This is a genomic window from Bradyrhizobium sp. USDA 4516, from assembly GCF_054055915.1.
The window spans coordinates 5581891-5605101 of record NZ_JBSRXT010000001.1; the positions used below are offsets into that span (position 1 = coordinate 5581891).

Here is a 23211-nt window from a genome sequence, read left to right on the forward strand (position 1 = left end):
CAAAGGTGCCACTATTAGTTGGTAAATAGACCTCCCGTCGTTCGTAGCGCCACAGGTACATTCTATTCTTGATCGAAACGACCGCTCTGTGGTTGACTGTCCGCAGTCCTAGGACAGCGGACGACGGCGAATTTTCATGAAAAGTCAAGACCTTGTTATATTGTTGAAGCTCGTGAGCCTCGAGCAGGCCAAAAATGAGGACGATGCGCATCCCGGAGAGGTTGCCCATAACGATGACCCGTACTCAGTACGCGGGTTGGAATCGGCCCTGGGTATCAGCAAGACAGAGGTTAATGCCTCGATCAAGCGGAGCGTTTCGTCGGGACTTGCAGTCAAAGATCGGGAATCCGGTCAGGCCAAGCCCAACCGCCGCAATCTCTATAATTTCGTCGTGCACGGACTAAAGTTCGTTTTCCCGGCAAAACCGGGTGCGATGACCCGGGGCATCCCCACCGCCTTTGCGGCCGCCCCACTCAAGAACCTTCTGATCAGCGCTGGCGAGTACATCTACGTTTGGCCATACGCCAAAGGCAAAGACATGGGGCAGGCGGTAGACCCGCTGTTCAAAAGCGTGCCACAAGCCATCCAAAAAGACGATCGCCTGTATGAGTATCTCGCCCTTATTGATGGTGTCAGGCTTGGAAATCAAAGGGAGGCTGGGCTCGCAGCCGAGCGTCTATCGGAAAGGCTTCTCAAGAAATGACCACCATCAAAGGCCAATTGCTTCACATGCTGGAAACGGTCGTGCAGTCTCTGGGAGACGAACTGCGCGAGCGGCTCGTGTTTGTCGGCGGTTGCACAACAGCCCTTTTCATTACTGATGAGATCGTGCTCGAAGGGGTTCGGGCAACCGATGACGTGGATCTCATCGTTGATCTCGTTGGACATGCGCAATGGGCTCAACTGCAAGACCAGTTGCGTCAGAAGGGGTTCGTGGAATCTCCCGAAGACGAGGTCATTTGCCGCATGAGGCTCGGCGACCTCCAAGTCGATTTCATGCCGGATGATCAAAGCATTCTCGGCTTTAGCAATCGCTGGTACGCCAAAGGCATCGAAACGGCGATCACATGTCCCCTGAATGTGGTACTGAACATCAAGCGCCTCACGCCCGAACTGTTCGTGGCGACAAAGTTGGAAGCATATCTCGGCCGCGGCAACGATGATCTCCTAGGCAGCCGTGACATCGAGGACATCCTTCTCGTCGTTGACGGTCGAGAGGAACTCGTGGCTGAAATCCAAAACGCAGACGATGATATTCGTTGCTACATTGCAGAGAAGTTCAAAGCGCTCTTAGGTCATGAGGATTTTGATCATTTTCTCGATGGCAATATCAAGGGACCTGAAGGCCGGGTCGATATTGTGCGAGAGCGCTTTGTCGCCATAAGCCAGAGCGATGCTTGCAAGCGAGAGGGGAATGGAGATCAACTGGCGCAGTGAGCAAGGAAAGAGAACGCGCGATAACCGGGATTGCCGAGGAGTCGGAGTGCGCGCCGACGCCGTGTTATGTCTCCTTCTCGACAGTTCAACCTCTGGCCCAACAAGCGGTGACCTTGCTCGCCAGATTATCCGCGATGTTGTAGACCGGTACGTCGCGACAAACCAAGCCGCAACGGCAGAATGCCTCAGCGCGCAATTGCGCCGCACTCATCTTAGTTTATCTCGGCGATTTCCGCGGGACAGCGCGTGCTACGTGCTCGCCCATATACCGAACACAGGGACGGCGCTCGTTCTGCACGCTGACGATTGCTTGTTAGGAAGCCGCGAGCAAAACGGCGCGGTCCATTGGTCCACCAAGACCCATACGCTGGCCAATCCGATAGGTGACGTTCCGTTTGACGAAATCGTCAGGAGTTCTGCCCGGAACCGACTGCCACGAAGCTTCCGAGGGAGGGAATTCATTCCGGCTGAGGTAAACAAAATCACAGCAGAGTCAGGCAAATCATTTGTTGCCGCAATCGACGGGTTTTGGGCGGAGTTGTCGGCGGGAGAGCAAGCCATGTTCTTGCAAGGGGACGATGTGGCGATCGCAGCTGAAGGCGATGATCGAAGCACCCTTCAGATCGGATATACGAGCAGCCAGTGACTGCATTTGTCGAGAGGCGCTCACCCGGCGCCAGCACGTTGACATGAGACAGGCTGCGAAGGGCGCCGAGGCGAGGGATGGCGTGGCCAGCTTCCGGGTCCCTGACATGGCTCGCCTCGAACGAGGCGGTCGCCGCGCCGCCCTTGCGGGCCGCGACGAGCGCTTGATGTCGGCTGCCTCGAGCTTTGTCTGCCGCCGGTGATGGGGCTCGCTGTCGCTGGCTCGAAGCTGTGAAGGAACGTTCTCGTCATTGCGCCAGCGCCCGTTTTAGATCCTCGTGCTCGAAGGCGCTGGCCATGCGGTTGATTTCGGCCGTGCGGGCGCCGACCGTCTTAGCGGTTTCGCGCCAGGTTGCCGTCACGACGGCGACGTCTTTGATAATCGCGCGGGCCTGCGGCAGGGTGAGCGCGAAGAACTCCGATGCGGCCTCCAGCAGATCGAGCTAGCAGGTGCCCTCGTCGAGATCGATGTTCGTCGATAACACCCGGGCCTTGAGATCAGTTGGAACGGGATTGAGGTCGTATGCCGGCGAGAGAGACCATCCTGTCTTTCCCAGCCACAGGAAACCGTGGTTGCGGAGGTGATCGTCGACATTGGAGATCAGCACGTTGAAGACGACACGCCGATAAAGGCCATGGGCATCCGTTTTCCCTTGTGCGCCGTGTTGACAAGTCGATGCCAGGGCACGGTGTCGATCCAGGCGGATCATTTCAATTTTGAGCAAGAAATAGCTGCCGAGCGTCACCGCACGCGGAGCCCCACTCTTGTTCCGGGCATGACCGTGCCACGGACCAGCGGAAGATATTGCTCGATCATCTCAGGCACCGCCGGAGCGCTTCTGTGGACCGCGAGAATTTCGCTCCCGCTTCTGCGCATCGCGCATCAAGTATGCTGCGGAACGCAAGCTCTCGGATATCCAGCGATTGTGGAAGCGCGTACCGGCGTCGAGGCCACTTCGCCGACATAGCGTGTCAAATAGCCGACGCTCCCATAGCGGCAGCTCGCCCTCCGCAACGAGTTGCGGATGTCTGAGCGCCCGCCGCGCATTGCTGCCGATGGCGTCTATCGAATCATCGCCGGAGCGCTGCTCGGCAAAAAAATGCATTCCGACCGCGCTTAGAAGACACCGGCCCTCGCAATTGAACGATCCGAGGGGACGGAGCCTCGCTCTGATAGATCGGCGGCTATTGCAAGGCTTCTGCGGCGAGCGCCTTCGATGGGGGTATCGAAAATCACCGCATCATCTTCGGCATCCCCCTAAGCACCTCTACTTCGCGATCGTGGCAGTCGACGCGCGGCGAACCTCGTACGCGCTCCAAAGGAGCACGGAGCTTTTCAAATGTCCGATCCGAACACGGATAAGCCGCCGCGTTACTTACGCACGTCCGAAGCCGCGCGCTTCTTGAGCTTGTCCGGCCGCACGTTGGAGAAACACCGAACCTACGGAACCGGTCCCGAGTATCACAAGATTGGCGGGCGTGTGGTTTATTCAGTAGCTGACCTGACAGCGTGGGCCAAGCTCGGCAAGAAGAAGTCGACCTCGGATCCTGGTGTCGGCACCGTACCGCCCGCAAAACGGCGTGCGCCAATTCCCTATGCGGGCAAAGAGCGGCGCTAGGCCATGTCCGTTAGCAAATCCTCAGCGCACCGCCGCCAGTGTCGCGGCGCACTTCGGACCCTTTTTCCCGGCGAGCTAAGGGCCCCCGAGACGCGGATTGAAATTGTCGGGAATGCTCGACAGGATCGTGATGGCCGCCTTGTGCGGCATCGCCCGCGTCAGTTCGTCGCCGCATTTGGTGGTGCTCCCGATGCGACCGGTTTGCCCGGATTGATGGCGCCGTGGCGCCAATCGGAAATGGGCCCGGACATTGGTCGACTTCCTGAATCGTCTGGGATCCAGCGACACGTCGAACCCTGCGTGCAACGTTCGACTTCGTCGCCGACGTCTGGAATGCGCGATGCGCTCCAGCCGCGAATCGTTGCGCGGCATCGTCGCCGTAGCGTGGCATGCAAGGGGGCACAGCCCAGTACTGCTGCTAGCCATAAATACTTGGGCTTCTTTCTGGCGAACCAAGCCTCAACTTTCTTGGGAACTGACTGGCAACGTCAGGCCGCCAGGCCTGCTCACCTTCACAAGAGGCACACGCGCTTCGCTCAGCCCAAAGCATACCGTTCCCGATTCGAGCGTCAGGGAGCGGCGGCATGAACGATCTCACGGAAGTCGAAGTCTTGTGGCTCGAGAAGCGTATCGAAAACCGCATTCGGTTCGGTCATGTTGTCAAGGAACGAAAGCTTGATCGTCACCGGCGTGTCCTATCATTTGCATCGGGCAGCATCTTTGCCTTCGTCCGTTGGACATCCAACGACTTTGGCACGATCATCTCGCGGATTGACATCTTGCGCGCTGTCGCACCGGGACAGCGCTGCTCGACCGTACCCTATGTGAGGCCCGGTGCGGAGATCGTCCTGCGGCTGTCTGGCTGGCCGAAGGTCGAGCGCGTGTTGCAGATGATCGATGCCGTCGAGGCGCTTGAAATCGATCCGGCTGACGTCGCTCCCGATCATTGGCATCACGTTCATAACCGTCTGTCCGTCAACGAAAACCCGCGTCCATACACGAGAACGCGCCACCAGGCCTGGCTCCATCGTCGCAGAGTGATGCGATGACGAGCCGCCTGATGACGCTGACCACGACGCTTGCGGCCGTTGCCGCGCTCATCGCGACGATCGTTCTGGAGCCGTTTCCACTCTACATTTGGAATGCATCGGCAAGCGTGCCAATCGGTCTCTACAGCATACGACCGACGAAGCGCTTCCATGTCACCGAGCTGGTCGCCGTTCAGCCGCCGGAGCCGCTTGCGACCCTCCTCGATTTGAACGGCTATCTGCCGGTCGGCGTCCCCATGCTAAAGCGGGTCTTGGCACTGCCCGGGCAGACGGTCTGCAGAAGCGGGCTCACGATTTCGGTGGATGATGTTCCAGTGGGCGAGGCGAAGGACCGCGACGGTCGCAGCCGGCCGCTGCCCAAATGGCAGGGCTGCCGCGTCGTCGGCGAGGGCGAGCTCTTTCTCATGAATTGGCAGTCGGACGACTCCATGGACGGCCGATATTTTGGCTTTCTTCCGGCGTCGGCGGTGATTGGCTGTGCGCTCCCGGTCTGGACCTGGGAGGATTGACCGTGCGGGTTCTACGTGTTTATCCCGCCATTCCTCGGTTGGATCGGTTGCGGGACCATTCCTCCGTCCCAGCCAACGCTCGCAAGCCTGGCGGGCGCAGCGGTGGTCCAAATGATCGGCGCGAAGCGGCTTTACGCTGCACGGGCGCGAGCACGATAGCAGACTTGGCTCGGTCAGGTGTGCCTGTTTGGGTGGTCGTGTCGCTGCTGCTTGCTCTGACCGCATCGGACACTACCGCTCTGGCCCAAAACGGGTCCGCTGCGCTCCCAGCGATCTGTCGAACCAACCACACGCTTCCGGCCTTCATCGAAGAAGCCTCACGACGCTTTGCGATCCCGGCGCGGTGGATATGCTCGGTATTGAGCATCGAAACTGCTGGAGACATGCATGCTAGGTCGCCCAAGGGCGCAATGGGACTGATGCAGATCATGCCGGCGACTTGGGCGGAACTGCGCCAACGCTATGATCTGGGGAGCGATCCGTACGATCCGCGTGACAACATTCTGGCCGGCACGGCGTATCTCCGTGAACTGCTCGACCGCTACGGTTCGCGCGGCGCTTTTGCTGCGTACAACGCGGGACCAACTCGCTACGAAAAACATCTCGCGGGAGCCCCTTTGCCAGACGAGACGCGAGCATATGTGGCAAAGCTTGCAAATTTGCTTAGCGTCCAACCGCCGCCGTCGTGTGCCGCGAGCTGGAGATCATCAGCAGCTGCGACGCTGTTCGTTGAGCGAGCTGACCAGATGGAAGCGCGCGGTAGGCCGACAGCGCTCGTGCTCTCGCGCTACGCAACGATCGCAATCTCGGCGCGCGATGTTACGCAGATGGCCCCTAGGCGTACTGGCGTTTTTGTAGCTCGATCGGACTCGAGGGCATTACGATGACCAGCAATGGCTTGCTTCAGCAAACAATCGGCGGAGGAGCGAGCGCAGTGGGCAGGCACGACATCTGCGTCCGGGGGCTGCACAGGACGTCATGTCTTGACGAGACGAGCGGCCTCGGCCGGCAATGCGTCGACTCGGCCAGCTCCTGCTGTGTGCGGGGCCCTGCCATGGCAGCTGCCGCCTTCGCGATCACTGCATTGGCGCGCTCCATCGCGGCGCGGAATTCCCCGCTCTTTCAAGTATCAACCGAATGGCCGTCATCCTACGACTCGTCTGTTGCGCGCGTGAGACCAACTCGCGAAGCACCGCAATGGCCTCGGCGAGCAGCTTGGCGTTCAACGCATCGCGGGAAGACCGCGTCACCTCTTTAGACTCACCGCATCGCAATTGTGAACCGTTAGGCAATATCGTCGCAATAAATGACTATTGCAATTGGCTACGGAACACGACGGCAGAGCGGCCCTTCAAATCGGGCTTCGAGAAACCGGTTCACGGGGACAGCCGCCGTGTGGCCGAATCCAGCCCGGTGCAACGACGTAGGTGGTCGTTACCACACAGGAGAGCTTCGATGAAGCTGTGCGTTGGATTGGACGTCGGCCTTGAAGAAACCAGTCTTTGCATCATCGATGGCGAGGGTCTCGCCGTTCGCGAGGTCAAGGTTAGGCTGCTCAAGCGCAAACTGATCGACTTCGAAAACAACATTCGTGCGCTGCGGGCCTATGGTTTGCTCGTTGGAGCGGTCGCCCGTGGCGCCTTGGAGGTCCGCGTCCGCGAGCTGATCGAGCGCAGCGATCAGATTTTCGTAATGACCATTAGGGCCATGTTGGATGTGCGCCGCGCCATCCTTGAGCGTTACGATCGGCTGCATCGTGTGCTGCTGCAGGTGGTCCAGCATGACGCTGTTTGCCGGCGCCTGATGACGGTTCCGGGCGTCGGCCCCGTTGCGACCCTGTCGTTTAATGTCGGCTTCGATGGTTCCCGGCGCTTTGCCCGATCGCGAACGGTAGCCGCGCATTTTGGCTTGGCGCCGAGGCCGCACCAGTCCGGCACGTCGATCGATCACGAAGTGCGCATCAGCAAACAGGGCGACGTCGCAGCGCGCGAGTCGCTTTGCGAGGCGGCCGCAAGCCTGTTGCTGCCGGTCAGGAAATGGTCGGCACCGCGAGCGTGGGGCCTGCGGATCGTCAACGGTCGAGCATGCTGTGCGCGATCACCACCGCCGCGCGCAAGCTCGCAAGCATTCTGCACCGAATGTGGGTCAGCGAGACCGATTTCCACGTTGGTTTTGGCGCGGCGGCTGCAGTGAAACCTGCACGGTAGCCGCGGTGCAGATGACGACAAATTAGCGCTGCGTTTGTGCCCGGCATGTTGAGGAGGAACGAAACTAGAGAGTCCGCGCGCGCGGTGAGCGTCCCCTGGCGGGGCCGCGAAACGGGCAATGTCCGCTATCCCTTGCCTGCTGCCCTTCGGGACGAGCGTGCCGGATTGCTTGGATAGCCCTGTTTATGAACCTGATGAAGAGCATGCGACGGCCGACGTGCTGAACGCGAAGGAACGCATGGATCCCGCCGTGAATGCCGGTCGCGAGCGCGGTTGTGGTGACGCTTGTGCGTTGTTGATGCAGGGAGTCGGTAATGATTGAAGTGCGAAGAGTTGAAGAAAAGCGTAGGAACGAGTGGACTTTGGCCGCCCGATTAAGACGGCGAGATAAAAGGGGCTCGCCGGTCGAACCACAAGCCATTGACATGGCTTGGGTTCCGGCGTGCCGGTCGGTCGGGGCGCGTGCCGCGTCTAAGACTTTCCCCAGGACATTCAAAGATGTTTTCGGCACTGTAGGTGTCGCTGCGTTCTTCGAGGCCGGTCATGACCGCAGGCGATAGCGACCTGCGAATTCGGCCTGGGCGCATCCGTAGTACACGCGCGCCGAAGCCCAAGAGCTTCATCAACCAGGTGCTGCGGGCGGCGAAGAAAGCCGGACACACCTCGGGTCAGACCGTAGCCGGCAGGCGATCGGCGGCCCATGGACGCTCGACGTTTGGCCGTGGTCGCTTCGCGTTTAGCCGCGCCAGATTGTTCAGCTCGACGCGGCGCGTTGTGCTGAAAGCGCGCGTGGTCCGGCACAAAGGGCGAGCCTTCCGCTCAGCACCACTGACCGCCCATCTCTCGTATCTGAAGCGCGACGGCGTGACCCGGAGTGGTGAGCGGGCCGAGATGTTTGATGCCGGCAGCGAGCGTGCTGATGGCCTGGCTTTCGCAGAACGGTGCAAGGACGACCGGCATCATTTCCGGTTCATCGTCTCGCCCGAGGATGCCGGCGAGATGACCGACCTCAAGGCCTTTACCCGCGACCTCGCCAGGCAGATGGAAACCGATCTCGGCACGCGGCTCGATTGGGTGGCTGTCGATCATTGGAATACCGACAACCCTCACGTCCACCTTCTCGTTCGGGGAGTAGATGCGGAGGGGGCGGATCTCGTGATCTCCCGTGACTACATCAGCCAGGGCCTGCGCTCGCGCGCCGAGGAACTGGTCGCCATCGAACTGGGTCCAAAGCCCAAGCACGAGATCCGCAATTCGCTGGAGAGGGAAGTCACGGCGGAACGATGGACGCGGCTCGATCGGGAGATCCGGCTGGCAGCCGATGAGACCGGCTCTATCGATCTTCGCCCGGAGAATCTCGGCAAGTCCGATCCCGAGATCCGGCGGCTGATGGTCGGTCGCCTTCAGCACCTGGAGAAGATGGGCCTTGCCGCATCCACCGCGCCGGGGGAATGGATGGTTGGGCTCGAGGCCGAGCGGAGCTTGCGCGACCTTGGCATGCGCGGCGACATCATCAAGACCATGCACCGTGCCTTCACCGAGCGTGGGGAAGCGCGCGGCGTTGCCGACTACGTCATCGAAGGCGGACAACCGGCGTCTCAGATCGTCGGACGATTGATCGACCGTGGATTGCATGACGAACTGACTGGCGAGGCCTACGCCCTGATCGACGGAACGGACGGACGCGCGCATCACGTGCGCTTCCGAGGGCTCGAGGCCTTCGACCACGCACCGCCGATCGGCGGAATCGTCGAAGTCCGACGCTTCGGCCAACCCGGCGATGCGCAGCCCACCTTGCTCCTTGCGACCCGTTCCGATCTTGATCTACCTGGGCAGGTTACCGCGAACGGGGCGACTTGGCTCGACCATAGGCTGGTCGAACGCGACCCCATGCCGCTCGCCATGGGCGGATTCGGCCGCGAGACCCGCGATGCCATGGAAGCCCGTACCGAGCATCTGATCCAGGAGGGCCTGGCGCAGCGGCAGGGCCAACGCATCATCCTGCAGCGCGACCTCCTGAACACCTTGCGCCGACGTGAACTGAACGAAGTGGCCGCAAAGGTCTCGGCCGAGACGGGCCTGCCTTATGTGAGCGCCGCGTCAGGGGAGCATGTGGCGGGCACGTTTCGCCAGCGGCTGACGCTCACTTCGGGACGCTTCGCCATGATCGATAATGGCCTCGGTTTCCAGCTCGTGCCCTGGTCGCGCGAACTCGAAAAGAAACTCGGCCAACACGTCACCGGCGTCGTGAAGGACGGCGGCGGCATCGAATGGGGCCTTGGCCGGAAGCGCGACCTCGGCCTCTAGCTATCTCGTCAATTTAGTTGCGGAAGGGCGTTCGGGATGTCTGGAACCAAGATTCTGTGGGGACAGGTAGTCGTTGTCGGCCTGATTGTTTTGCTGGCCATTTGGGGTGCCACCGAGTGGACCGCCTGGCGGCTCGCCTGGCAACCGGAGCTTGGGCGGCCCTGGTTCGAACTGTTGGGTTGGAAATTCTACTACCCACCGATCTACTTCTGGTGGTGGTTCGTCTACGACGCCTATGCGCCGCAGGTCTTTGTCGAAGGGGCGTTCATCGCGGCATGTGGGACATTCATTTCGATTGCGGTGGCGATCGGCATGTCGGTCTGGCGCGCTCGCGAAGCCAAAAATGTCGAGACCTATGGTTCGGCGCGCTGGGCTGGTCTGGAGGAGGTTCGAGTGGCCGGACTTCTTGGTCCGGATGGTGTTGTGCTGGGCAAACTCGACCGTGACTACCTTCGCCATGATGGACCGGAGCACGTCTTGTGTTTTGCGCCCACCCGGTCGGGCAAGGGTGTCGGTCTTGTCGTCCCGTCGCTGCTGGCTTGGCCCGGCTCGGCCATCGTGCACGACATCAAAGGCGAGAACTGGCAGCTGACCGCCGGCTTCCGCTCGCGGCATGGCCGCGTCCTGTTGTTCGACCCGACCAACCCAAAGTCCTCAGCCTACAATCCGTTGCTCGAGGTCCGGCGTGGGGAATCGGAAGTCCGCGACGTCCAGAACGTCGCCGACGTCCTGGTCGATCCCGAAGGCTCGCTGGACAAGCGGAACCATTGGGAGAAGACCAGCCATTCGCTCCTGGTCGGTGCCATCCTCCATGTCCTCTATGCCGAGGCGGACAAGACTTTGGCCGGTGTGGCCGCCTTCCTGTCCGACCCGAAGCGGCCGATTGACGTAACGTTGAAGGCGATGATGACCACACCGCATCTTGGTGAGCAGGGCGCCCATCCCGTGATCGCCTCAACCGCGCGCGAGCTCCTCAACAAATCCGAGAACGAACGTTCAGGCGTTCTGTCCACCGCCATGTCGTTCCTTGGGCTTTACCGGGATCCCGTGGTGGCCAAGGTGACCTGCCGGTGCGACTGGCGGATCGCAGATCTGATCGCAGATAGCCGCCCCACGACGCTCTACCTCGTAGTGCCACCTTCCGATATCTCGCGCACCAAGCCCCTGATCCGTCTGGTGCTGAATCAGATCGGCCGACGCCTGACCGAGGACTTACACGCCCGCGACCGCCGGCATCGAGTCCTGATGATGCTCGACGAGTTCCCGGCGCTGGGGCGGCTCGATTTCTTCGAGTCTGCGCTCGCCTTCATGGCGGGGTACGGCATCAAGAGTTTCTTGATCGCGCAATCGCTTAATCAGATTGAAAAAGCCTATGGGCCCAACAATGCGATCCTCGACAATTGTCACGTCCGCGTCAGCTTTGCGACCAATGACGAGCGGACGGCGAAGCGAGTGTCCGACGCGCTCGGTACGGCGACCGAGATGAGGGCCATGAAGAACTATGCCGGTCATAGGTTGAACCCCTGGCTGGGGCACCTGATGGTCTCGCGCCAGGAGACGGCAAGGCCGCTCTTGACCCCGGGCGAAGTCATGCAGCTTCCGCCGATGGATGAAATCGTGATGTTGGCGGGCACGCCGCCGATCCGGGCGAAGAAGGTCCGCTACTACGAGGATCGGCGGTTCACCGAACGGGTCTTGCCGCCGCCCGATCCGGCGAGCGCCGGCCGATCATCGCGAACGGACGGATGGTCAACACTTGGAACTCTGAAGCCGGCGCCACCTCCAAACGACAGGGGGCATGGAGAGGAAGATGCGGCGAACAGCGGTCTCCGCCGTGAGCCCGAACTCCCTGATCATGTCGCGATTGCCAAGGAGACGACCGAGCCGACGCCGGCAGAAGAATTTGCCGTCGTTCTTGACGACGACGAGGATGCGGTCCGCCAGTCTCGACTCATGCGCCAACAGATGCGTGGCGTCGCGCGTCAGGTCGCTATGGACCCGAATGACAGTATGGAGCTCTAAGGCACTATGCGCGACCGGATGAACGTTTATTTCCCGCCAGAGCTCTTGAAACAGATCTCGGAGCTCGCCGATCGCAGGAAGCTTTCCCGGTCTGCGATCGTGGAAGCGGCTGTCGCTTCTTTTCTCTCACCGGACGGAGCGGACAGGCGGGAGGCGGCGTTTACCCGCCGTCTGGATCGGCTTTCTCGTCAGATGCAGAGGCTGGAGCGTGACGTTGGTTTGACGGCGGAGACCTTGGCCCTCTTCATCCGTTTCTGGCTGACAATTACGCCACCATTGCCCAACGATGCCCAGGTGGCCGCACAGGCAAAGGGCAGGGAGCGCTTTGAAGGATTTGTCGAGGCGCTCGGGCGCCGTTTGCAAAAAGGCCAAAGCTTTCTGCGCGAGATTCCAGAAGATATCCGCCGTCAGGAACCGGCCGAAGAAACCTGATTGAACCATGTAGAAAGACCATTTCGCCGGTCCTTCTTTTTCTACGCCAGCCTACGAACGCAGCGATTTAGCCGAACTGACAAAAGCTGGACGCGCTATCGGCTCGAGCGAGCTGAGAGCAAAGGGGCCAGCATGCAAAACTCACCAGCATGGCGTCGAATCGCGCGCGTTTTTCTCCCTTTTGCTGCCGGGTACTATCTTTCGTATCTGTTTCGAACGATCAACGCTCTGATCGCCAGCCATCTCAGCTCGGACACCGGGCTTGGGACTGCCGACCTCGGATTGCTCACGTCAGTCTATTTTCTTATTTTCGCGGCGGCTCAGATCCCCGTCGGTATCTTATTGGACCGCTTTGGTCCGCGTCGCGTCCAGAGCGTTCTACTCTTGCTCGCAGCAGTGGGCGCCGGACTGTTCGCGGTGTCGACCGGCTTTCTGTCCCTTTTGATCGCGCGTGCAATGATCGGGCTTGGCGTCGCGGCGGCGCTGACCGCAGGACTGAAGTCCATCGTCCTTTGGTTCCCCAGGGAGCGAGTTGCCTTGCTGAACGGCTACATGGTCATGCTGGGCTCGCTAGGAGCGGTGACCGCTACTGCTCCCGTCGAACATCTGCTCGCTTGGATGGGCTGGCGGCAGCTCTTTGAGATCCTGGCAGCCGCTACTGGTGCGATAGCCATTCTCATCTATGTCGTGGTGCCTGAACGAGGCGCTGTCCCATCAACAGCGCGCGCCACCCTTGGCTCCGTTTTCAGCGATCGAAGGTTCTGGCGAATGGCCCCGTTATCGGCGACTTGCATTGGATCATCCTGGTCACTGCAGGGTTTGTGGGCGTCGCCGTGGTTGATAGACGTAGAGGGGTTTGATCGCGCCAGTCTGGTCCGACAGCTGTTCATAATGTCGACCGTATTGAGCGGTGGTGCCTGGTTGTTCGGTATGGCGGTCCACAACACCAAACGAAGAGGAATCGGGGCGGAGGCGATAATGGCCATGGTAGCAGTGCTGTTCATCGCAGCGGAGTTAGTCTTGATTCTGCAGGTGCCTCTGCCGTCCATTTGGCCCTGGTCTGCTATCGCAATTGTGGGAACGGCGACGGTGGTCAGCTTCGCGGTGATAGCAGATTACTTTCCACCGGAGCTTGCTGGTCGTGCCAACGGCGCCTTGAACGTCTTGCACTTTGGCTGGGCGTTTCTGGCACAATACGCGACAGGCCTGATCCTGGAGCAATGGCCCACGAATGATGGCCATAGGACCGTCCAAGCCTATCAGGTGGCGTTCGGCGTTAGCGTAGCGCTGCAGATCGCGGCGTTGGTCTGGTTCTCGATGCCTTGGGGCCGATACTTAGCTTCACGGATGAGGCCAATTCCGTTTCTCGTGCCGGCTAATGTTTTCGACGTTGTCGAGTCAGCAAGCTCGTATGAGAACTCGCCGATCCTCATACCCGCGAATGATGATGCCGAGTGGTGAGCAGTAACTCGCAGCGAACCGATACGATTGAGTTGGCCTCAAAGATCAGTTCTCAGGCTTTCTTTTTCTACGCCAATCTACGATCACTAAAAGCCATTGTTGCACCAAGTCCGTTGGTGCCTTTTCTAATCATCCCCATCTGAGGACGCTCTTTGGACGTCCTCATTCGGTGGGGGCGAACGGTGACAATCCATTCCATTCAATCGGAAGCGAGTTCGCGCGGTGCGCGAATGCTGCGCAGTGCGCTTGGCACCGCGATTGCCGGCTACCTCGAGGACGAAGCGATCATCGAGGTGATGCTCAACCCGGATGGGCGGCTGTGGATCGACCGGTTGTCGAATGGGCTGATCGATACAGGCGAGACCCTGTCGGCTGCGGATGGCGAGCGCATCGTTCGCCTGGTGGCGCATCACGTCGGCGCCGAGGTGCATGCCGGCGCGCCACGGGTCTCGGCCGAATTGCCTGGGACCGGCGAGCGCTTCGAAGGTCTGTTGCCGCCGGTCGTTGCGGCACCGGCCTTTGCTATCCGCAAACCGGCTGTGGCCGTGTTTACACTCGACGACTACGTCGCTGGGGGGATCATGACCTCGGAGCAGGCCAGGACCCTGAAGGACGCGGTCGCCGCACGGAAGAACATCCTCGTCGCCGGCGGGACATCGACCGGCAAGACCACCTTGACGAACGCGCTCCTGGCCGAGGTGGCGAAGAGCTCCGATCGGGTCGTGCTGATCGAGGATACGCGCGAACTCCAATGTAAGGCGCCCAATCTCGTAGCCTTGCGGACCAAAGATGGCGTGGCCACGCTTTCCGACCTGGTTCGCTCATCGCTGCGATTGCGTCCGGATCGCATTCCGGTTGGCGAGGTTCGCGGTGCCGAAGCGCTCGATCTGCTCAAGGCCTGGGGCACCGGTCATCCCGGCGGCATCGGCACCATTCACGCGGGCAGCGCGCTGGGTGCGCTGCGGCGGCTTGAGCAACTCATCCAGGAAGCCGTCATCACGGTTCCGCGTGCCCTGATCGCCGAGACCATCAACCTCGTTGCTGTGCTTGCCGGGCGCGGCGGTGACCGTCGCCTCGCTGAACTTGCCATCGTCACCGGGCTCGGGGCCGCCAGTGACTACAACCTTTCATCAGCAGGAGACTGACATGCGTCAGCAATTTCGCTTTCTTCGAGGTGCATCGTTGGCCGCCTTCGGCGCGGTGCTTTTGTCGTCGGCACCGGCGTTGGCGGCTGGCTCGAACATGCCGTGGGAGCAGCCACTCAATCAGATCTTGCAGTCGGTTGAAGGTCCGGTCGCCAAGATCATCGCCGTCATCATCATCGTCGTGACCGGGCTCACGCTCGCGTTCGGGGACTCGTCAGGTGGTTTCCGCAGGCTGATCCAGATCGTGTTCGGTCTGTCGATCGCGTTTGCCGCCTCGAGCTTCTTCCTGTCGTTCTTCTCTTTCGGCGGCGGCGTGGTGGTCTGATGGATGAACCGGTCACGGGTTTCGTGGTCCCCGTTCATCGCGCGCTCACTGAGCCAATCCTGATGGGTGGCGCGCCGCGGTCGGTCGCGATCGTCAACGGCACGCTTGCGGCAGCCCTGGGGCTGGGATTGCGGCTCTGGATCGCGGGTCTTGTCCTCTGGTTCATCGGCCACATGGCCGCCGTCTGGGCCGCCAAGCGCGATCCCGCTTTTGTCGATGTGGTGCGCCGACATCTGCGCATTCCCGGTCATCTCAATCTCTGAGTTCTCGGTCATGATGAACCTTGCCGAATATCGTCATTCCAACGCGCGTCTCGCCGACTTCCTGCCCTGGGCAGCCCTTGTCGACGAGGGAATCATCCTGAACAAGGACGGCTCGTTCCAGCGGACGGCAAAGTTCCGGGGGCCTGATCTCGACAGCGCGGTGCCGGCCGAACTTGTCGGCGTCGCCGGTCGCCTGAACAACGCCCTGCGCCGTCTGGGATCTGGTTGGGCCGTATTTGTCGAGGCGCAGCGTCATTTTGCTGGGTCCTATCCTCCGAGTACATTTCCAGATGTCGCATCCGCACTGGTCGATGCCGAACGCAGGGCTCAGTTCGAAGAGGCCGGCGCTCACTATGAGTCCAGCTATTTCCTAACCTTCCTCTATCTGCCGCCGGAGGAGGGAGCCGCCAAGGCAGAGCGCCTGCTTTATGAGGGCCGCGATCGGACTGTTGGCGCAGACGCGCGCGAAATCCTCCGCGGGTTTGCCGACCAAACAAACCGCGTGCTTCAACTCATCGAAGGGTTCATGCCGGAATGCATCTGGCTCGATGATCAGGACACGCTGACCTACCTGCACTCAACGATCTCGACCAAGCGTCATCGGGTTCGAGTGCCAGAAATTCCGATGTACATCGATGCGCTGTTGGCCGACCAGCCACTGACCGGCGGCCTCGAGCCGACGTTGGGCTCAGCCAACCTCCGGGTCCTGACGATTGTCGGCTTTCCGGGCGCGACGACGCCAGGAATTCTTGATGACCTCAATCGCCTGCCGTTCTCGTATCGCTGGTCGACCCGAGCAATCATGCTCGACAAGACCGATGCCACGAAGCTGCTGACGAAGATTCGCCGGCAGTGGTTCGCCAAGAGAAAATCCATCGGCGCCATTCTCAAGGAGGTCATGACCAACGAGGCGTCGACGCTGCTCGATACTGACGCCCACAACAAGGCGATAGATGCTGACGCGGCTTTGCAGGAACTGGGGTCAGATCAGATCGGGCAAGCCTTTGTCACCGCAACCATCACCGTATGGGACGGTGATCCCAGTGCTGCTGATGAAAAGCTGCGGCTGGTCGAGAAGGTAATCCAGGGTCGTGATTTCACCTGCATGATCGAGACAGTGAACGCCGTCGAAGCCTGGCTTGGCAGCCTGCCGGGGCATGTCTATGCGAACGTACGGCAGCCACCGGTATCGACCCTCAACCTCGCTCATATGATTCCGATGTCGGCCGTGTGGGCGGGCGAGGAGAGGGATCTGCACTTCAAGGGTCCGCCGCTTTTGTTCGGCAAGACCGAGGGATTAACGCCGTTCCGATTCTCGCTCCACGTCGGCGACGTCGGTCATACCCTTGTGGTGGGGCCGACAGGCGCTGGCAAGTCAGTGCTGCTCGCGCTGATGGCGCTACAGTTCAGGCGTTACCCGAACTCTCAGGTCTTTGCGTTCGATTTCGGTGGTTCGATTCGGGCGGCCGCCCTCGCCATGGGCGGTGATTGGCATGATCTCGGCGGCGCATTGTCTGACGGAGGTGAACAACCCGTCGCCCTGCAGCCGCTGGCCTGGATTGATGATCCCTCCGAGCGCGGATGGGCGACGGAATGGATCGGCGCGATCCTCGCACGGGAAAAGGTCGAGATCACCCCGGAGGTCAAGGATCACCTGTGGTCGGCGCTGACGTCTCTCGCTTCGGCGCCGAGGCAGGAGCGCACCCTGACGGGCCTGTCAGTCCTGCTCCAATCGAACTCTCTAAAACGCGCCTTGCAACCTTATTGCCTCGGCGGTCCGTCCGGGCGCTTGCTCGATGCCGAATTCGAGCGTCTCGGCGAGGGATCGGTCCAGGCGTTCGAGACCGAAGGCTTGATCGGAACGAGTGCTGCGCCGGCCGTGTTGGCGTACCTCTTCCATCGTATTGGTGATCGTCTCGATGGCCGGCCAACACTCCTTATTGTCGACGAAGGTTGGCTTGCCCTCGATGACGAGGATTTTGCGGGGCAGCTCCGGGAATGGCTGAAGACGCTTCGGAAGAAGAACGCGTCCGTCATCTTCGCCACCCAGTCGCTTTCGGACATTGATGGCTCTGCGATTGCGCCGGCTATCATCGAAAGCTGCCCAACGCGCCTGTTGCTGCCGAACGAACGGGCGATCGAACCGCAAATCACCGCCATCTATCGCCGCTTCGGCCTCAATGACCGCCAGATCGAGCTACTGAGCAGGGCAACGCCAAAGCGTGACTACTATTGCCAGTCGCGTCGGGGCAACCGGATGTTCGAACTTGGGCTTGGTGAGGTCGCGCTTGCCTTTACCGCAGCCTCTTCCAAGACAGACCAAGCCGCGATCGCGCAACTCCTCGCCGAACATGGACCTGATGGCTTCGTGCCGGCCTGGCTTCAGCACCTTGATGTCGCTTGGGCCCTAGACCTGATCCCCAATCTCGTCAATCTGGAGAAATCCCTATGAGGCGTCATGGCCTATTGGTCGCCGCTGGCACCGTCGCGCTGATGCTTTGCGTCACGGTACCTGCGCGGGCACAGTGGATCGTCTTTGATCCCAACAACTACGTTCAGAATGTCCTGACTGCCGCGCGGGAGCTGCAGCAGATCAACAATCAGATCACCTCGTTGCAGAACGAGGCGCAGATGTTGATCAATCAGGCCAAGAATCTGGCAAGCCTGCCGTATTCGTCGCTGCAGCAGTTGCAATCATCGATCCAGCGGACCCAGCAATTGTTGACCCAGGCTCAGCGCATTGCCTACGACGTGCAGCAGATCGATCATGCCTTCTCGACAAGCTACGCGCCAGCGACCAGCAGCCAGTCGAACCAGTTGCTGATCTCCAACGCTCAATCGCGATGGCAGAATTCCTATGCAGCGACGCAAGACGCGCTTCGTGTCCAGGCCGGTATCGTTGGCAACCTCGACACCAATCGCATCCAGACGTCTGCCCTCGTAACCTCGAGCCAGAGTGCCAGTGGCGCCTTGCAGGCAACTCAGGCCGGCAACCAGATCCTCGCGCTTCAAGCGCAACAACTTGCCGATCTCACGGCGGCCGCGGCGGCGCAGGGCAGGGCGCAGAGCCTCGAAGCAGCTCAGCGCGCCTCGGCCCAGGATCAGGGGCGAGAGCAGCTCAGGCGGTTCCTGACCCCAGGACAGGGCTATCAATCCTCCAACGTGCAGATGTTTCACTGATGACCGACGTAAAGGCATTCAAGGCGCTTTCGCTGCTTACGACAATCGGCCTAGTGGCGGTCGCGGCCTGCACGATCCAGCTGCGTGGCGGAGACGATTCTTCGCCGGCACCGAAGGCGGGGCAGACGACCGATGCAGCCAACGCCGACCTCGCACGCTGCCGTGGCGTCACTCCGGAGGAAACAGCGGGTTATCGCCATTGCCAGCAAGTGTGGGCCGAAAATCGGCGTCGCTTCTTTGGCAAAAAAGGCAGTGCCGCAGCTCCCGGCCACGATGACTCAGCCAGTTCGATATCGGCCCCGAAGGATCAAAGCCGGATCCCGCAGGGATATCCGAACCTGGCGACACCCGAGGCGAACAAGCCATGACGGGTACGGGGATCATTGACCAGTTTCTGGAAACGTTCACGCGTTATATCGACAACGGCTTTGGGCTGCTCGGCAGCGATGTCGGATATCTCGCAACGACACTTGCTGCAATCGATATCACGCTCGCTGCGTTGGTCTGGAGTTGGGGTCCTGACGAGGACATCATCGCGCGCCTCGTCAAGAAGACGCTCTTCGTCGGCGTCTTTGCCTACCTCATCGGTAACTGGAACAGCCTCGCGCGTATCGTCTTCGAGAGCTTTGCCGGTCTTGGACTGAAAGCATCGGGTGCAAGCCTGTCCGCATCCGATTTCCTGCGACCGGGAAAGATCGCTCAAGTCGGCCTCGACGCCGGCCGACCACTGCTCGATTCGATTTCCAACCTGATGGGCTACATCAGTTTTTTCGAGAATTTCGTCCAGATCGTCGTTCTCCTGTTCGCCTGGGTCGTGGTGTTGCTCGCCTTCTTCATTCTGGCGATCCAGATCTTTGTCACCCTGATCGAGTTCAAGCTCACGACGCTGGCCGGCTTCGTGCTCATTCCCTTTGGCTTGTTTGCCAAGACCGCCTTCGCCGCAGAGCGGGTCCTTGGCAATGTCATATCCTCTGGAATCAAGGTCTTGGTCCTGGCCGTCATCGTCGGGATTGGATCGACCCTGTTCTCGCAGTTCACAGCTGGCTTTGGTGGCAATCAGCCAACCATCGAAGACGCGATGACACTGGTGCTTGCGGCGCTGTCCTTGCTGGGCCTCGGTATCTTCGGTCCGGGTATCGCAAACGGCCTGGTGTCGGGCGGACCCCAGCTCGGCGCCGGTGCCGCGATTGGAACAGGCCTTGCTGCCGGCGGCATTGTTGCGGCAGGCGCAGGTGTTGCCGCCGGTGGCGCTGGTCTTGCTGGCGGCGCGATTGCAGGCGCCTCGCGCGGTGGCGGCGCTGTCATGAGCGGAGCATCAGCCGCCTATCGAAGCGGCGGCCTTGCTGGTGTCGCGGAGGGCGGCAGCTCATCTGCCATGAGTCCTTTGCGTCGCGCAGCGGCTGCCTTCGGCGGTGGGCAAGCGGGCGAGCAGGCCGCAAGCACCTCGGCCGAAGGGCAGCCCGATTGGGCGCGCCGCATGAAGCGTGCTCAGACCATCCGGCATGGTGCCTCGGCTGCTGGCCACGCGGTTCGCTCGGGCGATCATGGTGGCAGCGGCTCCTCCGTCGATTTGTCCGAAGGAGAGCGCTAAGACGCACCACTGCACCCCCGCCGCACAGCAGCGCCTCAAATCCCTCCATCGCACGACTCGAAACCGATCACTCGATACCAGGGGCAGCCATCGATGTTTAAGCGCACTTCCGTTCATTACGGGCGCATGCCCGAACCGGTCACACCGTATCAGAAAGCAGCGCAGGTCTGGGACGAACGCATTGGATCAGCGCGTCTGCAGGCCAAGAATTGGCGCCTGATGGCGTTCGGTTGCTTGACGCTTTCAGCCGGTCTCGCTGGTGGGCTTGTCTGGCAGTCAAATCAAGGATCGATCACGCCCTGGGTGGTCGAAGTCGATCATCTCGGCCAAGCCCAAATGGTTGCGCCGGCCAACATGGACTATCAACCCACTGATGCGCAGATCGCCTACCATCTAGCGCGCTTTATCGAGGATGTCAGAGGTCTGCCAGCCGACGGCATCGTTCTACGCCAAAACTGGCTCCGGGCCTATGATTTTACGACCGATCGCGGCGCCGCTGCGCTCAACGACTACGCGCGGAACAATGACCCCTTTGCCAAGCTGGGTAAGACGCAGATCTCCGTCGACGTCTCGAGCGTCATTCGCGCGTCGTCGGAAAGTTTTCGGGTCGCATGGACCCAACGCAGTTACGACAACGGCACGCTGAGTTCGACCGAACGTTGGACTGCAATCCTCACGATCGTGATCGAGACGCCGCGCGATGCCGAACGCCTGCGCAAAAACCCCCTTGGCGTCTATGTCCGCGCCATCAACTGGTCGAAGGAGTTGAGCCAGTGACCGATATGATGTCAGAAGTATCTGCGAAGCGTCGTATCCAACTTCGCAAGCTCAATTCGACTTGGTCCGAGTTCGTGACCGCAAAACGAGCATTTCTGTCCGCGCTCTTACTGGGCTCCTCGGCGCTGGGTGGGTGCGCGACCTACATTCCTCCGGAGATCAGCTATGACGCTGAAGTTCCTCCGTTGCCGGCGACGCCAGTGGCTCCCGACGACAGATCGCGACTGCTTCACGTTCCACCACTCTGGAAGCCCGCTCTCGGTGGCAAGTCGGCTGGGAAGGAAGAGCCCGAACCCGTGAACCGGGTTGAGACGGCAAACAGCGCAGCGCGGGTCGAACCGCGCAAGCGAGGATATTTTAACGCGGCGCAAATCTACGCCTACAGTCCTGGGGCCCTCTACCAAATCTACGCCGCACCGGGGCAGATTACGGATATCGCGCTCGAGGAAGGAGAACAGTTGACCGGATCAGGGCCTATCGCGGCCGGAGATACCGTACGCTGGGTCGTAGGAGATACCGAGAGCGGGAACGGCGACACACGCCGCGTCCATATCCTTGTCAAGCCGACCCGAGCTTGGATCGAGACCAATCTGGTGGTCAATACCGACCGGCGCACCTACCTGATCGAGCTCCGCTCCCGCGAGCGGCCATACATGCCGTCTGTTGCCTGGTATTACCCAGAAACTGCGCGGGAACGATCGCGTTCAGTCGCTCTGAAGCCTATTCTTCCGGACCCGGCGCAGCGCATCTCCCGCTATGCCATTGAAGGAGACAGTCCGCCCTGGCGGCCGCTCGCCGCATATGACGATGGCCGCAAGGTCTATGTCGAATTCCCGCAAGGCATCGTGCAGGGCGAGATGCCTCCGCTCTTCGTCATCGGTCCAGACGGCAAGACCGAACTCGTCAACTATCGCGCGTACGGCAACGTGCTGATCGTCGATCGGCTGTTTGCAGCCGCCGAACTGCGGCTCGGCGGCGAGCACCAGCAGAGGGTCCGTATTGTCAGGACCGACGGGAGGCCGTCGTCATGAACACTCAGAACGTAAATGATCACGAGCAAGCAGTTCCGCCGGAGACACGAGAGGAGCAGTCCGAAAGCTTCCGCTTGAGAGCAGAGCATCCGCGCGTGACACGATTGTCGCGGAAAGTCCTGGCCGGCGGGAGCGCGGTTGCCCTGCTTGTCATCGGCGGAGCGGTACTGTGGTCGCTGCAGAGCAATCGCTCCCGTAATCAGGCGGCTGATGAGCTTTACAGTACCGACCATCACAATATGGCTGACGGCATTACGACGCTGCCGAACGATTATGCTGGCGTACCGCGCCAGCCAATCCCGCAGCTTGGCCCGCCGCTCCCTGGGGACCTCGGTCGACCGATCCTTGCCGCTCAAGGCCAGTCGCCGACGATCGGCGGTGATCCGGAGCAGCAGCGCCGAGATCAAGAGACCGAGGCAGCCCGCACTAGCCATTTGTTCGCTGCGAGCAATGGACGAGAAATGCGTCCGCCCACCGCTGCAGCGGTTGGAAGCGACCGCGTCGTGCCGGCGAGCGCAACGAGCACTGGCGACGATGGATCGGCGCAGAACGGCCAGGACCGCAAGCTTGCCTTCGTGAACGCCTCTGCGGACCGTCGCGCGGTGAGCCCTGACCGCGTCACCAAACCTGCTTCACCCTACATCGTGCAGGCTGGAACGGTGATCCCGGGAGCGCTGATCACTGGGATTCGATCAGACCTTCCAGGCCAAGTAACCGCGCAGGTCACCGAAAACTTATACGACACGCCCACCGGTCGGTTCTTGTTAGTGCCTCAAGGTGCGCGTCTGATCGGAATCTACGATAGCCAGGTCACTTTCGGCCAGTCCCGTGTCCTGCTTGTTTGGACCCGGCTGATCATGCCAAATGGACGTTCTATCGTTCTCGAGCGGCAGCCTGGCGCTGACACTGCAGGGTATGCAGGCCTGGAAGACCAGGTCGACAATCACTGGGGCGAGCTCTTCAAGGCTGCGGCACTATCGACGTTTCTGGCGGTCGGGACTGAACTGGGTGCCGGCTCGGACACCAACAGCAACGACAGCGCCATCATTCAAGCATTACGACACGGTGCCTCCGACTCACTAAACCAAACCGGACAGCAGGTGGTTCGACGCAGTCTCAACATCCAGCCTACTTTGACCGTACGACCTGGTTTCCCGGTTCGTGTTCTTGTCAATCGCGACCTCATACTTACGCCGTATAGAGGGTGACAA

24 protein-coding genes and 1 pseudogene are annotated in these 23211 nt (G+C 60.8%); 23 read left to right on the forward strand and 2 right to left on the reverse strand.

Annotated elements, in window-relative coordinates; translation table 11 throughout:
- Positions 1 to 136 precede the first annotated feature (136 nt).
- The 3 genes from ACVI1L_RS25490 to ACVI1L_RS25500 are packed head-to-tail and all read left to right on the forward strand — an operon-like array spanning position 137 to position 2083.
- Positions 137 to 703 (forward strand): hypothetical protein, encoded by a 567-nt coding sequence (locus ACVI1L_RS25490; protein ID WP_456784166.1) that lies wholly within the window; start codon positions 137 to 139, stop codon positions 701 to 703.
- Positions 700 to 1437 (forward strand): hypothetical protein, encoded by a 738-nt coding sequence (locus tag ACVI1L_RS25495; protein WP_456784167.1) that lies wholly within the window; start codon positions 700 to 702, stop codon positions 1435 to 1437. The genes ACVI1L_RS25490 and ACVI1L_RS25495 overlap by 4 nt, the downstream gene beginning before the upstream one ends.
- Positions 1415 to 2083, forward strand: a complete 669-nt coding sequence (locus ACVI1L_RS25500; RefSeq protein ID WP_456784168.1) for a hypothetical protein — start codon at positions 1415 to 1417, stop codon at positions 2081 to 2083. Before ACVI1L_RS25495 ends, ACVI1L_RS25500 begins: the two co-directional genes overlap by 23 nt.
- A gap of 247 nt (positions 2084 to 2330) precedes the next feature.
- Here the strand turns inward: ACVI1L_RS25500 and ACVI1L_RS25505 are convergent.
- Positions 2331 to 2750: pseudogene (locus ACVI1L_RS25505) on the reverse strand (HipA domain-containing protein); the annotation flags it as partial.
- Between the two features lie 672 nt (positions 2751 to 3422).
- Here ACVI1L_RS25505 and ACVI1L_RS25510 point away from each other — a divergent pair.
- Positions 3423 to 3701, forward strand: coding sequence for a helix-turn-helix transcriptional regulator (locus ACVI1L_RS25510; protein WP_456784169.1), 279 nt, complete (start codon positions 3423 to 3425; stop codon positions 3699 to 3701).
- A gap of 75 nt (positions 3702 to 3776) precedes the next feature.
- Here ACVI1L_RS25510 and ACVI1L_RS25515 read toward each other — a convergent pair whose 3' ends face one another.
- Positions 3777 to 4127, reverse strand: a complete 351-nt coding sequence (locus tag ACVI1L_RS25515; RefSeq protein WP_456785611.1) for a transposase — start codon at positions 4125 to 4127, stop codon at positions 3777 to 3779.
- Between the two features lie 158 nt (positions 4128 to 4285).
- Here ACVI1L_RS25515 and ACVI1L_RS25520 point away from each other — a divergent pair, with 158 nt between their 5' ends.
- From ACVI1L_RS25520 to ACVI1L_RS25610, 19 genes are all read left to right on the forward strand, one after another.
- On the forward strand, positions 4286 to 4750 hold the full coding sequence (locus ACVI1L_RS25520) for a DUF2840 domain-containing protein (RefSeq protein WP_456784170.1): 465 nt from the start codon (positions 4286 to 4288) through the stop codon (positions 4748 to 4750).
- Positions 4747 to 5259, forward strand: coding sequence for a S26 family signal peptidase (locus tag ACVI1L_RS25525; RefSeq protein WP_456784171.1), 513 nt, complete (start codon positions 4747 to 4749; stop codon positions 5257 to 5259). The genes ACVI1L_RS25520 and ACVI1L_RS25525 overlap by 4 nt, the downstream gene beginning before the upstream one ends.
- Positions 5260 to 5456: 197 nt before the next feature.
- Positions 5457 to 6146: a lytic transglycosylase domain-containing protein gene (locus tag ACVI1L_RS25530; protein WP_456785612.1), complete on the forward strand. Its 690-nt coding sequence runs from the start codon at positions 5457 to 5459 to the stop codon at positions 6144 to 6146.
- Positions 6147 to 6714: 568 nt separating this feature from the next.
- Positions 6715 to 7452, forward strand: coding sequence for a transposase (locus ACVI1L_RS25535; protein ID WP_456784172.1), 738 nt, complete (start codon positions 6715 to 6717; stop codon positions 7450 to 7452).
- Positions 7453 to 7584: 132 nt separating this feature from the next.
- Positions 7585 to 7788: a hypothetical protein gene (locus ACVI1L_RS25540; RefSeq protein WP_456784173.1), complete on the forward strand. Its 204-nt coding sequence runs from the start codon at positions 7585 to 7587 to the stop codon at positions 7786 to 7788.
- 221 nt (positions 7789 to 8009) lie between these two features.
- Positions 8010 to 9773: a relaxase/mobilization nuclease domain-containing protein gene (locus tag ACVI1L_RS25545; RefSeq protein WP_456784174.1), complete on the forward strand. Its 1764-nt coding sequence runs from the start codon at positions 8010 to 8012 to the stop codon at positions 9771 to 9773.
- A 36-nt stretch (positions 9774 to 9809) separates the two neighbouring features.
- Positions 9810 to 11795, forward strand: coding sequence for a conjugal transfer protein TraG (locus ACVI1L_RS25550; protein ID WP_456784175.1), 1986 nt, complete (start codon positions 9810 to 9812; stop codon positions 11793 to 11795).
- Between the two features lie 6 nt (positions 11796 to 11801).
- Positions 11802 to 12227: a ribbon-helix-helix domain-containing protein gene (locus ACVI1L_RS25555; protein ID WP_456784176.1), complete on the forward strand. Its 426-nt coding sequence runs from the start codon at positions 11802 to 11804 to the stop codon at positions 12225 to 12227.
- A gap of 132 nt (positions 12228 to 12359) precedes the next feature.
- On the forward strand, positions 12360 to 13688 hold the full coding sequence (locus ACVI1L_RS25560) for an MFS transporter (protein ID WP_456784177.1): 1329 nt from the start codon (positions 12360 to 12362) through the stop codon (positions 13686 to 13688).
- A 230-nt stretch (positions 13689 to 13918) separates the two neighbouring features.
- Complete coding sequence (trbB, locus tag ACVI1L_RS25565; protein ID WP_456784178.1) at positions 13919 to 14833, forward strand: P-type conjugative transfer ATPase TrbB; 915 nt, start codon at positions 13919 to 13921, stop codon at positions 14831 to 14833.
- Between the two features lies 1 nt (position 14834).
- Positions 14835 to 15158, forward strand: coding sequence for a TrbC/VirB2 family protein (locus ACVI1L_RS25570; RefSeq protein ID WP_456784179.1), 324 nt, complete (start codon positions 14835 to 14837; stop codon positions 15156 to 15158).
- Positions 15158 to 15421, forward strand: coding sequence for a VirB3 family type IV secretion system protein (locus ACVI1L_RS25575; protein WP_456784180.1), 264 nt, complete (start codon positions 15158 to 15160; stop codon positions 15419 to 15421). The genes ACVI1L_RS25570 and ACVI1L_RS25575 overlap by 1 nt, the downstream gene beginning before the upstream one ends.
- Positions 15422 to 15431: 10 nt before the next feature.
- Positions 15432 to 17873, forward strand: a complete 2442-nt coding sequence (trbE, locus tag ACVI1L_RS25580; RefSeq protein ID WP_456784181.1) for a conjugal transfer protein TrbE — start codon at positions 15432 to 15434, stop codon at positions 17871 to 17873.
- A complete protein-coding gene (gene trbJ, locus ACVI1L_RS25585; RefSeq protein WP_456784182.1) occupies positions 17870 to 18601 on the forward strand; it encodes a P-type conjugative transfer protein TrbJ in 732 nt (243 codons plus the stop codon). Before trbE ends, trbJ begins: the two co-directional genes overlap by 4 nt.
- The gene (gene trbK-alt / locus ACVI1L_RS25590; RefSeq protein ID WP_456784183.1) at positions 18601 to 18969 is read left to right on the forward strand and encodes a putative entry exclusion protein TrbK-alt; all 369 of its coding nucleotides are present in this window, start codon (positions 18601 to 18603) and stop codon (positions 18967 to 18969) included. Before trbJ ends, trbK-alt begins: the two co-directional genes overlap by 1 nt.
- The gene (gene trbL, locus ACVI1L_RS25595) at positions 18966 to 20192 is read left to right on the forward strand and encodes a P-type conjugative transfer protein TrbL (RefSeq protein ID WP_456784184.1); all 1227 of its coding nucleotides are present in this window, start codon (positions 18966 to 18968) and stop codon (positions 20190 to 20192) included. The genes trbK-alt and trbL overlap by 4 nt, the downstream gene beginning before the upstream one ends.
- Positions 20193 to 20285: 93 nt before the next feature.
- The gene (trbF, locus tag ACVI1L_RS25600) at positions 20286 to 20969 is read left to right on the forward strand and encodes a conjugal transfer protein TrbF (RefSeq protein WP_456784185.1); all 684 of its coding nucleotides are present in this window, start codon (positions 20286 to 20288) and stop codon (positions 20967 to 20969) included.
- 5 nt (positions 20970 to 20974) lie between these two features.
- A complete protein-coding gene (gene trbG / locus ACVI1L_RS25605) occupies positions 20975 to 22000 on the forward strand; it encodes a P-type conjugative transfer protein TrbG (protein ID WP_456785613.1) in 1026 nt (341 codons plus the stop codon).
- Positions 21997 to 23208, forward strand: a complete 1212-nt coding sequence (locus tag ACVI1L_RS25610) for a TrbI/VirB10 family protein (protein ID WP_456784186.1) — start codon at positions 21997 to 21999, stop codon at positions 23206 to 23208. The genes trbG and ACVI1L_RS25610 overlap by 4 nt, the downstream gene beginning before the upstream one ends.
- Positions 23209 to 23211: the final 3 nt, after the last annotated feature.